Source organism: Bacteroides zhangwenhongii, assembly GCF_009193325.2.
In the GTDB taxonomy this organism is placed as follows: Bacteria; Bacteroidota; Bacteroidia; order Bacteroidales; family Bacteroidaceae; genus Bacteroides; species Bacteroides zhangwenhongii.
Window position 1 is genome coordinate 56,783 of record NZ_CP059856.1, and the last position, 12,837, is coordinate 69,619.

Here is a 12,837-nt window from a genome sequence, read left to right on the forward strand (position 1 = left end):
TATTTTTAGATATATGTCATCTTAACGACAATTCCATTAACAACCTCAAGGGTATAGTTATAAGTTATAAAATCACTCTTTACAGCCCACTGGAAGGTACCTGAAACACCCTTTCGGTAACTGTATGTCCCATCGCTGGCCAGGCTCCATCCCGTACCGTAATTGTTCGACAGGATATCACCACAATACACCGCCCCGTTCACATGCACACCACCGTCAAAATAGCCGGCATAAGTATTGGCACTGATAGGATAGCTCTGACCAGAGGACTTGCTGGAGGCATAGATAGCGGCACCACCCAGATTCGAGCCTACGGCCTTGACACCGAACCGTCCCTGCGTGGCGGCATTAAAGGACACATCCACAATACCCTCCATGTCCGTTTGTGAGACACCAAGTTTCAGACTGCGGGAATCATTGCCGAAATAATCACCGGCTTTCCAGTACAACCGTCCGGAATCAATCGTAAAACCGCCGATTTTACCCTCATAGGCATACACTGTACCGTAAATCTTGGCGTTGCGCGTCTCAATACTACCGTCTTCCAGAATCTTGAAATTATCATTAGCCGTAACAAGCCCCTCCAAAGTGATATTATCGCCCTTGATTTTTACGCCGTCACCCCCAACACCTACAAGGGATTTCAAATTTCCATCACCGTCAATGGCATACAACCCGGAATATTTGGAAGTAACCATCAGGCCGGTCTCTTCCAGCAGGTTCTCGTCTTTGTCGAACACCGCCGCCGAAATCTTTACCAGACGCTCCGACTGCTCGAAAAGGGTTTTATAACGGTGTGTCAGGGATTCCACACGGTCGGTGCCCAATATGAGCATATACAGGTAAATATCACCGGTAAAACTCAATTTAAAATCACCTGTACCGTTCCAGAGTCCGCTACAGGTGTACTGTACGTACCCGTCGGTCGCGGACAGTTCTTCCTCCACCTCCATGCTGTTGAAATTGGCAAAGCCTGTCTTATCCACACCCACAAACTCCACACGCAGCGTGCCGGCCTTGGCACAGCGGTAAAAGAAAGTCAGGAACACCGGGACGGCTTCCTTCTCCCCACTGTCATTTTCAGGCATGGAGGGAATACTTTTCAGGTTCTCACGTTTCTGGAGGATGTACTTGTTACGAATCCGGACAACCGTACGGCCGTCATCCTCGGTCACGCTCGCGCTGTCACCCTTCCTCGTCAAGACGTTACCGTTCGCCCAGATCCACCGGTTGCCCACAAGGAAGAACACGGTCTCGTTCTCCGTGTTCCACTTCATAAGGCCGTCATCAAAGGCGGGGTTATTCAGGTAGCCGCGCTCGGTGGCGAAGTCATTCCGCAGGGCGGTGACGGAACTGACGATTTTCCCCTCGACTATCTCGAACTTCGTCTTGATATCCTCGCCCGTTACCAGAAGGAACGTACCACGCAGGTAGGCGTTGTCGCTGTACAGGCCATCACCGTGAGGCTGGTTGTCTGAAGGGAACCAGTCGTCACTGATACCGTCAAGGTTGCCCAGACGGGCACGCAGGCAGCCGGTGAAGTTCTTCGCCTTCACCACGTCCATCACGTCCACACGGGGCTGCCCGTCCTCGGTGGCGGAGATCAGGATCAGGTTCTGGCGCAACGGATTCTCCGTGTTGCCCATCAGCACGCACTCGTCACCAGCCTCCGGAAGGGAAGCGCCGAACTCGTCCTCGCCCACGATGATGGAACCACCCTCCACGCCGGTCACCTCAACCCAATAGCTTTTCAAATTCCCGCCGCTGAAGGTCTGGCAGCGCATGAGGTCATGGGCCACGAAAGTGTTCTCCTGCTCGAAGGTGATCCTCCAGTAACCGCCCTCAAGAACAGCGGTCTTTATTTTCCCGTTGGCGGCACTGACACAAAGCTGGCCGCCGACGCTGCGTACCTTCTCGATAAGCAGCTCCAATACTACCATGACCTGGCGTACCGTCAGCTTGTCGATGGTCAGATGGGACAAAGCGTCCTCCATCCAGAGCCGCCAGCCCTCACCGAAAAGACCGTCCACGAATTTCGGACTGCGAAGAAGCTCACGCACGACAAGGGTCAGCAACTCGGCATTGCCCTTGTCATCAATACCCGCATTATCCTCCTGTCCGAAAGAGGCTCCCGCTTCGAAGGTGATCTTCCCCTTTGCACGGTCATTCTTTTTTTTGCTGATGTGTTCCGCCTGGCTTCTCCGCGCAGAAAAAAGATTGTTGTCCGTAGGCAGTGTCTTGTCCCAGCTACGGATAATGTCAGGAAGCGCGGTACCCTCCGCCTTTGACTTCGTATAGTTTTTCAGTTCCCCGATACTGTCATTCACCCGTTCAAACGCACCACTATGCAGGGCATTGCTGATCTCGATGTCCATCTCCCCGGGTTGGTTCACCTTCCGGGTAATTTTCGTGATACGGCTGCTGCGATAACCGGTTTCGGGGAAATACTCCTCGCTTTCAAGTCTCACACGGCGGCCTACGGACAGGGAAACACCGTTCTCCTCAATCCACACATGGTCAGTCGGGGCCTTGTAAACGGCAAGATCCTGCCAGTGTTCGGTATTGAACTGTTCCACCGCCGTAAGAAACTCCTCCTCGGCAAGCGGGTAATATTCGTCCGGCATACGGATATTCCAGAGAATATAACGGTCACCGGATTTCGGGACAAGTTTGCCGCCGGGGAGTTGCGTGTCATCATCATAGGGCCATATCGTAATAATCTCGAACTCACGGGTGGCACTGTTGAAATTCACCTCGAAACAGTGGTCCTCACCCTGCCCCAGTCCGGAAAGGTCACCGTCCTGGAACGATACACGTTTGGTCTCGTCGGGCAGCTCGTAATCGTTCGGATCGAAGTTCAGGCTGTCGTCCCTGAAATAATAGACCGTGAAAGGGTTGCCGTCGTCATCTTTCACATCTTCGCTGCGCACACTGCTGACAGCCCCGATCCTGCGGGGATAAATGCCGCTGAAGGCGTCTTGCTCGTAACGGTCATAGATGCCGTACTCCTCCGTATGTATCTCGACATATTGCCTGCCCCCCGGAAGCATCAGGCGGCTATGCCCGTATTTTGACGGATCTATGTTCCGCGTGCTGCCTACCGGGAACAACCGGGTATAAAAATTGTCGGTACCCGTCGTGTCGCGTTCGATTCCGGTCAGTCCCTTCCCGTAGCCCAGCGTTATTTCCTCGCCATGCTCACACCGGCACACGTTCACGGTCTGGCCTTCCACCCACCATTCAGCCTGCCCGCCGACCGCTTCGGCTATCTCTTTCAGGGCTTCGTTGCAGTACTTCCCCTCGTAATCGATGACGATAAGGTCCGTACCGTCCACCCGCCCCACTTTCCAGTCGGTGGTGTGGTTCATTCCGTCATTGATACACTTCACGATCATGGCCACGTGTTCACGCGGAGTCGCTGTCAGCGTGAACACAGGCTCGGTGTTCCCGTCGGTGGTCTCCAGCACAAGAAAACGTCTCACCAGGCTCTCGATGCCGTAAAACTTCAAATCATATACCCACTCCTGGCCGCTCTTCTGCTTCGGGGCGTACCGTTCGGTCAGCCAGTAGCGCTCACCCTCAAAGTCCACCCGGTCATTCACGTCCAGGGCGATATATTCGTAATGCGTGAAAGAGAGTGTCAGGACATTGTCACCCTGTACCTCCTTCACCTGGGTGGAGCTGTCACCCGCCTCTATATCGGTCCGTCTGTTGCCGTTGCTGTCATAGATGGTCAGCATGTCTGTATCTTATTTAAACGTCGTTTGAATAGGGTTTGAATCACATTTATATGACCGGGACAGGTTCCCGGAACTTCACCTTGAACTTGCCGGCGTGCACGCCTTCCTTCCAGAGATAGGTCAGAGGCTGGAACTTGCTGCAATCCGTATATTTCACACGGAGAGTCAGGGCAAGTTGGGGAAAGGAAATCTCAAGCCACCCGTCACGGCCTTTCTTCAGGAAATTGATGAACTCGAAATACTTCTTCAGCCAGCCGGCCTGCGTTTTGCCAAACAGGGCGAAATGAAGCGTCACGTCACGGGCCTCATTCCTGGGCGTCAGCACGGAGGAATATTTCTCCCCGTCCTCCTCCCGGATATTCACGGCCGTATCCGTTTTCGTCTTGCTCGGGGTCAGGATGGCGGTCAGGTTATCCATCCCGCCGCGCTTGTCCTCAACGAGGAACACCCCGTATGTGCTCCAGATGTCGGTACCGTTGACAAGTACCAGACCGCCTAATATCTTTTCCATATCATTTGCATTTTACTCCGTCACGATTGATTTTACGAATCTCTTCCTCTATTTTGCCAAGGTGCGACGCGCTCGTGCCGGTGTTCTCCTCGATACGGGCAAGATGCCCCTCGGCGGTGTTCATCTTGTCGATGACGCTCTCCATCTTCTCATCGATGCTCGACCAGTGTTGCAACCCGCTGGTGAACATGCCGTCCAGTTTTGTACCCTGGTCCTGTGTCATGGCTGAAAAACCGCCGGTTTTGGCGCTCTGGCTCGTACCGCCCGAGTTATCGTACCCGGTGGCCGCGGCAAGATTGTCACGAAGAGCGACGGCTTCCTCGACATACTTCATGTACTCGTCCTGGAGAGCCTTACGCTCGGCTTCTGTAAGGTCATTGTCTTCCATCGCCTTGCCGAATTTCTCCCACCAGCCTTTCAGCTTGTCGGAATACAGCTCACCGATCTTGTTTGACAGCATCGCACGCATGAAATACTCGGATATGTCCTCCGCCGCGGCTGCGGCATCATACTTCATATCCATCAGGTTATCCACGAAACTGCTGTACATGCTGTCAAAGGAAATACCGGTGAGACCTTCATACAGCTGGTCGGTAAGTTCCTCCAGCTTGCCCGCCTGGTCGATGTAGTCATCCAGCTTCTCGGTCAGACGACCTCCATATCCGCCCTTGCCGGTATCTTGGATCTGCGTCCACATGTCCACGTTACTGCGCAACTTCTTCATCTCCTCCGGACTTAGGTTCCAGATGTCACCGTTCCAGCTACGCCCGATCTGACCGCTCAAACGGTCAATCTGTTCCTGTGAGAAACCGCCCCAGTAATAATTCCAGCTGTGATGCGAACCGTGATAGCCGGCCTGCGACATGGCCATGTCCAGATAGTTCGAGTTCGTCTCCTGCTGGAGCCTGTAGGCATCCCGGTAGGCGGCCACGGACTTTGTACCCTTGCTCGCCTTGATCTCCTCCGTCAGGTCCTCGATAGCCGTCTGCAAGGTCTCGTTACGCTCGGTCAGCCGGTCGATGGTTTCCTGGACCTCTTTGGCATTGCTTGAAGTCGTCCAGGAGGAAAATCCGCCCCAGGTCAATGCGTCGAATATCTTGCCCACACCGGAAAGCAGCGATTTTCCGATAGTCACAAAAAGATCACCGGAAAGCACATCGTCAAGAATACCGCTCACGGCATTGAACACCGCGTCGAGCAGGCCACCGATGACCACACTCAAACCATCTTTGAAAAGGTCTATAATACTTACAATCCAGCCGACAACAGGCACATCCTCAAGTGTTTCGGAAACCTTTCCGAAAGCCTCGCCCAGTTTGCCGTCCACTTCCTTGGCACCTTTGCCGAGTGTGATCAGGCCATTATACGCCCCGCTGATACTGCCGGAGGCAATCTGCTGCAATCCGTCCCTCACATTCTCCATACTGGTCTTCAGACCGGAGGCAGTATTCGAGAGGGACTGCCGGGCACTGTCAGCCGTTTCCTGCAAGGCGTTTATATTCTCACTCGCGGCATCGGCATTAGCCTGCGCCGTTTCCAGGGCTTGCCGGGCGGACTCCTTCTCCTGTTCGGTTCCGGACTGTTGCGCCTCAATGTATGATTTCTGGGCGGCAATGAGCGCCGTATAGGTGTCCGCATACACCGCCTGTGCCTCCTTCAGGTCTGAAAGGGCTTTCTGGTAGGCAGTAACCTCGGCACCCAGTTTCTTGAAACTGACCTTGCCGGAACCGCCCAAAGCCCTCTCCATCTGCTGGACGGCAGAGACAAGCGCGTCCTGACTGGCATGGTCGGCATTTCGGAACTCGTCAGTGAGCATGTATTTTCTGGCATCCGCCAATACAGGCTTTATCATATCGGAAAACATCCCGCCGAATTCACCGAAGACAGTACCCCAGTCAATACGGGCTTTCAGTTCCTGCACTTCGATGCCGGCAAGTTTGCTGTCACGTTCAACACCGAGAGAGAGCTTCTCGCTGCCGGATGTCGTCTTTTGTATCTTTTCCGCATATTCGGTCGCGATGGCGAGTTTCTTCTGCTGGAAGGTGCCGTAGGCCTGCAAATATTCCTGCATCACTCCGAACTCTTCCCGATAAGCTTCCGCTATTTTTTTCTGTCGGCCGGACTCGTTCAACTCACGGGCCTTGTCTATTTCGGACTGCTGATCTTCCGACAGCGAACCGGACTGCCCCGCTTTCGCGTTGTCACGTTTCCAACCGGCTTCCTGCTTGGCTATTTCATCCTTGCGTGCCTGGTATTCATTGTCTATCTGGCGCAGCTTCTTCTCCAGCCCCTCGGTCATCATCTCAATCTCCGCCTCGTCATTCTTCCTTTGCAGCCCGACGAGTTCCTGGCCCAGCTTTTCAGAAACCTGTTTGCGGCGTTGGGCTTCCTTCTCCGCCTTGTCCGCCTTCTTCCGTTCGGCCTCGGAATCCTTATCCTCACCGGGCTTGACCTTGTCGTACTCCTTTTTGGCGGTATCGACGGCATCCTTCAGTTCTTTCGCCTTCTTCTCAAACTCCTCACGGGAAAGGCTGTTGGACGTTTCCTGAAGAAAGGCGTTATAAGCCTTGAGCGCGTCCTGGTATTTCTCTTTTGCCGCAGCCACCCAGTCAGTGCTTGAATCCGTGGGCAGGTTACGCCGGTTTTGTTCCGAAACCAGTTTGTTCAGCTGATACTTCAGTTCGTCACGGGAATAAGTTCCGGTAAGATTTTCGTCACCCTGCGTAATCTTTCCGTATTCCTTCTCCTGGACAGACATCCGGGCAAGCAGGGTTCTACGCTGCTTTATCTGCTGTGCAAGGGTCTCGTTACTCACACCGGTCAGGTTTTCGAAATAGGCATTTACCTCGTCCTTGCGGATTTGTCCGTTCAGGCTCTTGCGTTTTCCGTACAGATTCTGAAGCTCTGCCTCCTCATCCCTTGAACGTGCGGATTTCTGGACATATCGGGCTCTTTGCCGCCCGTAGCTGTCCTGGTAATATTCGGTTGCCAACCGGGTCTTGCCTTCAAGTTCTTTTATCCTGTCATCCACACGTTTCAATTCATTGGCGGGATTGGATATGGACTCACCGGCTTCCAATCGGGCTATCTCTTCCTTGATTTTCTTGATATTCTTCAGTTTCTCATACTCGGTGTCGTATTTGGAGAATATATCCGGATATTTCTGTTCCAGCTTGTTTAGCGCCTCACGCCGGACATCCGTGGACACGGCTTCATCCCCGGCAATGGAACACAGCTCCTCTATTTTGCGCCTGTGCTCTTCCTCGGCCTCTATGGTTTTCTGCTTCTGCTGCTGATACCTTTCCTCGGATTCCTGCAAACGTTCGGTTTCCGTCTTCATGGAGATCAGTGCCACGGCAACACCGGCAAGCAGGGTCGCAACCAGCACATAGGGATTGGAAAGCATGGTCCGGTTGAGCATCTTCTGCGCTTTCTCAACCAGCAGGAGCCAGTTGTAATGCAACGCCTCCGCAGCCACCGCCCAGCCTTTCACGGCCGTGACTGTCATGACGGCGGTCCGGTACACACCATACGTGCCGACAAGCCCGAGCAGGATACGGCCGAAACGTTCGTAATGCTCCACCATGTAGGAAACACCGGAAAGCGTGGTGTTGATGACACCTTCCGACTGCTGCCCGATTTCATTGAACATCATTGAAACGGCATCCTCTATATTGGAGATCTGTCCGGTTATCGTTTTGGATTGTGCCTCCATCAGACCACCGAATTTTCCGCCCTCGTCCGTCAGGCTCTCTATGACCTTCTGCACTTCGGGAAAACCGACCTTGCCTTCCTCCACAAGCTCCTTCACCTTGCTTTCAGCCACGCCGAACTGCTTGGCCAGTTCGGCGATCATAGGGATGCCCCGGCCGGTGAACTGGTTCAGGTCCTGTGTATAAAGCCGTCCCTGGGACATGGTGGTGCCGTAAAGATAGACCAGATCGTTCAAAGGGATGGAAAGTCCGGCAGCGATGTCACCCAAGCGGATCAGCGTCTCGTTCACTTTCTCCGCTTCAAACCCGTAGGCAAGAAGCTGCTTGGCACCCTGCGCGACATCCTCCAGGCCGAAAGGAGTGGTCGCGGCCGTATGTACCAACTGCTGCATCAGGGTGTCGGCCTTCTCCGCACTGCCGAGCATGGTCTGAAACGACACCTCCAGCTGCTGGAACTCGCCGCGTACCTTGGTGATGTTCGACACCAGCTCCTTGATAGTAAAGGCGGCTGCCAGCTTGCCGACGGTGTTGTTCAACAGGGAACCGCTCCTGTCAAGTTCCCGGATCTGTCTGTTGGCGGACGATGCCTGCTGGGACATCCGCTCGATCTTGCCCACGGCCTTGTCAAGACGGGCGCTCAAATGGTCCACCATAAGGAATTCTATTTGTACCGGTTTCATCTATTTTAGCTTGCTTTGAAAAAATCCTACTATTCCATCCGCTTCATCCTCGGCGCTCCGCTCATCCGCAGGACCGGAAGATCCAGACTTGTCACGGATATACCGGGGAGCGTCACTAAGCATCATGATCAGGGTCTGGTAATTCACCTTGTTCAGTATATAGTCCACGCTCCAGCCGGTGGCACTGGCAATCTGCCACACAAAACCGAAAGGGCTATGGGAGCCTTCATAACGGCTCTTTAACTCCCCTTCTTTCTTTGGCTCAGTCTCAAGCTCATCGGATTCGTCCGCTCGGCTGATCTGATAATAGGTATAAAAGGGTCGGTACCCATCAGGCTGACAAAACGCTTGATCGCACCCACCAGATAACGCTGTTCCATGAAGTTCCTTATGAGCCATGCCACCGGGCGCAAAAGCACGCGGCGGCTGAAAGGACCACGACAAAGGGTATAGGCCACCATACGGCTCACCGCCTTGCCGTGAGAGGCCAGAAACTGCATTTCCTCCTCCTTGCTGAACCCCCACATCTCCTCACTGGTGATCCCCATCGACAAATATGTCCGGGCAAAAAGAATCTGACCGGACATATAAGGCCGCCTCATGGTCACGCGCAGCTCCAGCGGGGATTTCCTGAAAGGGATATGAAACGCTTTCAGCGGGACGCTCACACCGATATCCAGCAGCGCGTCCGCACCCTCACGCTGGATCTGCTTGATGACAGCTTCGTCCATACGCTACTCCTCGGCCGGGTTAGTGGAAGCAGCAGCGGCAGATTCAGCAGAAGGCAGTTTATACTGTTTCCACTCTTCCGGGATAGAATCCGTATTGAATACGCCATAGGGCTGGGAGCCGTCTTCCGGCATGGCCACTTCCAGCGTGCATTCGATTTTCGCCGTTTCTGTCAGGGTCAGCTTGCCGCCGAGATTGGAAAGTAGCGTGCCATTGGGAATCAGGATGCTCTGCCCCGAAACAAGGGCTATTTCCCACGGACCGGTCAGCAACACGGCTGCCGTCGGGGCCGTCCAACCAATCGGGGTTTTCTTTTCCGAGTCCTCTTCCTTGTAGTGCATGGTACCACCCAGCAAGCTATGCAGGTTTTCGTAGTTCAGCTGGATAACGTTGAACGTGGGGGCGATGCTGCCATTCGACTGGGGAATGATAAGCACCGGGGTTCCCGGCACCTGCTCCGCCTCGATTTTGGCGGATTCGGGTTTCTGCCCGCCCATGTCAAACGAATTCTTCTCTATGTAACCCACCACAAAGTCCTTGTATTTCACGGCACCGACGCCGTACATGAAATTCTTATTCATTGTTTCTTGATTTTGAAAGTTAATACTATGCCGGCAACACATCCGGTTATAAAAGCGGCCAGCGCTATTTTAACGGGACTAAAGCGACGTTCAAATTCCGTTTCAACTGTGAATGAGTCCTCATGTGTCTCATTACGGATACGGGTCAGTTCCTCCTCATAACACAGTACCAGCCGCTGGAGGCTGTCGCAGGATGCCTCCGCTATGATATTGCCGGCCGCATCGCTCTTCACCGTCAGGCCCGCCTGCCCGTTCCTGGAATGGTAGGACGAACCGGAGGGAAGTTTACGGAGGCTGTCCGGAGGGATCGTCAGGCTCACCGCCGATTTCGGAATCCCCGCCATCAACAGCCCCCGCCTCACGTTTGACACGTTGTCGGCGCTTGACGACAGGCTGCTGTTCCGGTTCACCTCCGTCCTGCTCTTTCGAGTACTCGCGCATCCCGTAAAGAACAGGACAATCATCATGATGCCTGCAACTGTTGGCAGTATCAATGGCTTTCCGGAGACGTGCCATTTCACGCCGGGTCGCCTGCAAAGCTTTCCTGTTTTCATTCAGTTCCTCTTTTAAGGGTTCTACAATATTCTCGATCAGGATACGGGTGGCATGTTCGGTGTTGTCAATCCGTACCGTCTCGGCTTCGGCGGTAGCCTTCTCCGCTTTCGCCCTCGCTTCCCTGACCGTTGATTTCAGGGTGATGATGGCTATTATCGTGGCTACCAGACCACCGCCCAGCACCAGATTCATGACTGCACTGAAGTCCATACGCACACTGGTCTTTCAGGTCAAAGCCTATTTGCCGGCATCCTTACCCGCAAACAGTCCGATGAGCCACTGGACAAAGCCCGTATCGGCAACACCATTGGACACAAGGGACGCACCGAACCCATAACACAACGCGATATACCACGTGGCATCAGCGACAAAGCCCGCATCCAGCCACCATAAAAGCATGGCGGCCACAATGCCCACACACCAGCTGACAATCTGTGTCGCCAAGCCCTGCATTTTTGGAAACAGAGCCTTGATCCCTTCCGTGAGCAACACCACGCCACCGACAAAACCGGCAAAGGTGGTGATCATCGCGCTATAATCGACTTCCGGTACTGTACCGGTCTGGGCAAAAGTTGCTGACACGAATCCGAGTATCAGCACAAAGAATAAAAGAAATCTTTTCATGTTGTTGTTGATTTATTGAGTTATACCTATTTGTTTAAGCCATCTCTGTACATCAAAACTGGGGCAGGCTTTGGCCGCCAGTTCATTGTGACCGACGATTCTCACATCGGGAAAACGACGGTGGAAATCCTTCACGTACTTCTCAAGCGCCTTTTTTTGCCAGGAGGTACGGGTGTCTGCAGGCGTTTTACCATCCTTTGCACACCCGCCGGCATAGACGATATGGCGGCTCACGGAATTGTAACCGGCCACGCCGTTGGTCACTTCCCACGGGTCCACATTCGCGTCCTCGTTATTGTTCACCAGGCGTTCCACTCCGCCGTTCAGATGGAACAGGTCGGTATATCCGACCTGCTTCCAGCCGCGGCCGCCCTTTGAGACGGGGTTCGTATGCCAGGCGCGAATCTCCGCACCGCTTACCTCACGCCCTTCAGGAGTGGCCGTGCAATGGATGACAAGATACTTCAGCTTTCCCATCACTCACCGCCTTCCTCTTCATCAACGGCCGCCTGGGACAGTGCTATCTCCACCTTCTTCTCCGGATCGGCGTCCAGGCCCAGTACAAGTGTGCCGGATACCGCCTTGCCGCTACTGTTCACACCGGCGGTGACCGTCAGAGAGCCATCGGTACCGACTGCCGTGAAACCGGCAGGAATGGAAACCACGCTGTAATCACCGGAGGCAGTGACCTTCACCTCCTTGCTCTCACCGGCGGCCTTGAAGGAAAGAGCGGCCGGATCGGCAGAAATGCTGCGTTCCACTGCCTTGAACACCGGAGTCTCACGGGTGTCAAGCACCACGAACTCCTCGCCGAAGGCGATTTCCGTGTCGGCCTTCATCAGCAGCTTGAAGAAGTACAGCTCGCTGGAGTTCATCCACTTGTCAATCTGGATCACCTCCTCGTCGTCCTGGAGGTTCACACCGGCAAAAAGGTTGCCGTCAGCGCTCATCGAGCAGAGCGTGGCTACGATAAGGCCATCAGGCCAGGAATTCAGCGTCTCGATGGTGATACCCTTGTAACGCTTCTTGTTGATGTCCGTCTCGCTCGTGTTCTTGTACTCGCGTTCGGTCAGCTCGTCATCGTACTTGTCGAAGTCGTCAATACTCATCAGGATACGCAGGTTCGGATTCTCACGCAGGGCTTTTGGAATAGCCTTGCGGACAGCCTTCAACTTGCCGATCATGGAAGTATCGGAAGGAGCCGGAACCACGATCACATCCGGATCTTTAGCCGCCTGGGTCAGGATACCGTTGAAAAGGTGGTCGTCGTCCGAACCGAACTCGCCGTTCAGGTAATGCCAGCCCAGCTCGAACTTCACACTCTTGCTAAGTTCATCCAGAAGCGTGTTCTGCGCTTCGGGGGGAAGTTCGGCAAACACGAGGTTGCCCTTCGGCTGCCACCTGCGCCAAACATGCTCGAAGGCGCGGGGATTGAAAGTCGTGAACGCCATGAAGTCCTCCGGATCCAGTGATTTCTCCGAGTAATTGAAATTGCCTTTCGAGTCTTCCAAAGTCGGGTTCTCCTTACGCTTCTGGAGCATCTTGCCGGTCTTGATACGCGGCAGGCTGATTTTTTTCTCCACACCGGGGATCACCATGATCAGACCTTTTTCTACAAGGTCATTCCCGGTGGTGGCCAGGACCAGTATTTTCTCCAGTACCTCGCCGTTGTAATTCGTGTTTCTTACTACTATTGCCATGGCA

11 protein-coding genes are annotated in these 12,837 nt (G+C 54.0%); all 11 read right to left on the reverse strand.

Features of this window, described 5'->3' with window-relative positions; translation table 11 throughout:
* Window positions 1–5: 5 nt before the first annotated feature.
* The 11 genes from GD630_RS00210 to GD630_RS00260 are packed head-to-tail and all read right to left on the reverse strand — an operon-like array spanning window position 6 to window position 12,833.
* On the reverse strand, window positions 6–3,740 hold the full coding sequence (locus GD630_RS00210; protein ID WP_143865206.1) for a hypothetical protein: 3,735 nt from the start codon (window positions 3,738–3,740) through the stop codon (window positions 6–8).
* A 46-nt stretch (window positions 3,741–3,786) separates the two neighbouring features.
* Window positions 3,787–4,251, reverse strand: a complete 465-nt coding sequence (locus tag GD630_RS00215) for a hypothetical protein (protein ID WP_004326780.1) — start codon at window positions 4,249–4,251, stop codon at window positions 3,787–3,789.
* Window position 4,252: 1 nt separating this feature from the next.
* On the reverse strand, window positions 4,253–8,644 hold the full coding sequence (locus GD630_RS00220) for a tape measure protein (protein ID WP_118410100.1): 4,392 nt from the start codon (window positions 8,642–8,644) through the stop codon (window positions 4,253–4,255).
* Window positions 8,645–8,845, reverse strand: coding sequence for a hypothetical protein (locus GD630_RS00225; protein ID WP_007750682.1), 201 nt, complete (start codon window positions 8,843–8,845; stop codon window positions 8,645–8,647).
* Between the two features lie 38 nt (window positions 8,846–8,883).
* On the reverse strand, window positions 8,884–9,375 hold the full coding sequence (locus GD630_RS00230) for a hypothetical protein (protein ID WP_004327425.1): 492 nt from the start codon (window positions 9,373–9,375) through the stop codon (window positions 8,884–8,886).
* A gap of 3 nt (window positions 9,376–9,378) precedes the next feature.
* Window positions 9,379–9,939, reverse strand: coding sequence for a hypothetical protein (locus tag GD630_RS00235; RefSeq protein WP_005943929.1), 561 nt, complete (start codon window positions 9,937–9,939; stop codon window positions 9,379–9,381).
* Between the two features lie 11 nt (window positions 9,940–9,950).
* Window positions 9,951–10,274 carry a hypothetical protein gene (locus tag GD630_RS00240; RefSeq protein ID WP_025066778.1) on the reverse strand — a complete coding sequence of 108 codons (324 nt, stop codon included), beginning with the start codon at window positions 10,272–10,274 and terminating at the stop codon, window positions 9,951–9,953.
* Window positions 10,240–10,719, reverse strand: a complete 480-nt coding sequence (locus tag GD630_RS00245; protein WP_005846354.1) for a hypothetical protein — start codon at window positions 10,717–10,719, stop codon at window positions 10,240–10,242. The genes GD630_RS00240 and GD630_RS00245 overlap by 35 nt, the downstream gene beginning before the upstream one ends.
* A 27-nt stretch (window positions 10,720–10,746) precedes the next feature.
* Window positions 10,747–11,133: a hypothetical protein gene (locus GD630_RS00250; protein ID WP_004327422.1), complete on the reverse strand. Its 387-nt coding sequence runs from the start codon at window positions 11,131–11,133 to the stop codon at window positions 10,747–10,749.
* A 12-nt stretch (window positions 11,134–11,145) separates the two neighbouring features.
* Complete coding sequence (locus GD630_RS00255) at window positions 11,146–11,610, reverse strand: N-acetylmuramoyl-L-alanine amidase (protein WP_004327421.1); 465 nt, start codon at window positions 11,608–11,610, stop codon at window positions 11,146–11,148.
* On the reverse strand, window positions 11,610–12,833 hold the full coding sequence (locus GD630_RS00260) for a BACON domain-containing protein (protein WP_143865207.1): 1,224 nt from the start codon (window positions 12,831–12,833) through the stop codon (window positions 11,610–11,612). The genes GD630_RS00255 and GD630_RS00260 overlap by 1 nt, the downstream gene beginning before the upstream one ends.
* Window positions 12,834–12,837: the final 4 nt, after the last annotated feature.

What these genes read in the sequence shown, in the direction of transcription:
- GD630_RS00260 (WP_143865207.1), bottom strand. Translation starts at nt 12,833, where the DNA reads ATGGCAATAGTAGTAAGAAACACGAATTACAACGGCGAGGTACTGGAG.
- GD630_RS00215 (WP_004326780.1), bottom strand. Translation starts at nt 4,251, where the DNA reads ATGGAAAAGATATTAGGCGGTCTGGTACTTGTCAACGGTACCGACATC.
- GD630_RS00210 (WP_143865206.1), bottom strand. Translation starts at nt 3,740, where the DNA reads ATGCTGACCATCTATGACAGCAACGGCAACAGACGGACCGATATAGAG.
- GD630_RS00235 (WP_005943929.1), bottom strand. Translation starts at nt 9,939, where the DNA reads ATGTACGGCGTCGGTGCCGTGAAATACAAGGACTTTGTGGTGGGTTAC.
- GD630_RS00230 (WP_004327425.1), bottom strand. Translation starts at nt 9,375, where the DNA reads ATGGACGAAGCTGTCATCAAGCAGATCCAGCGTGAGGGTGCGGACGCG.
- GD630_RS00245 (WP_005846354.1), bottom strand. Translation starts at nt 10,719, where the DNA reads ATGGACTTCAGTGCAGTCATGAATCTGGTGCTGGGCGGTGGTCTGGTA.
- GD630_RS00250 (WP_004327422.1), bottom strand. Translation starts at nt 11,133, where the DNA reads ATGAAAAGATTTCTTTTATTCTTTGTGCTGATACTCGGATTCGTGTCA.
- GD630_RS00220 (WP_118410100.1), bottom strand. Translation starts at nt 8,644, where the DNA reads ATGAAACCGGTACAAATAGAATTCCTTATGGTGGACCATTTGAGCGCC.
- GD630_RS00255 (WP_004327421.1), bottom strand. Translation starts at nt 11,610, where the DNA reads ATGGGAAAGCTGAAGTATCTTGTCATCCATTGCACGGCCACTCCTGAA.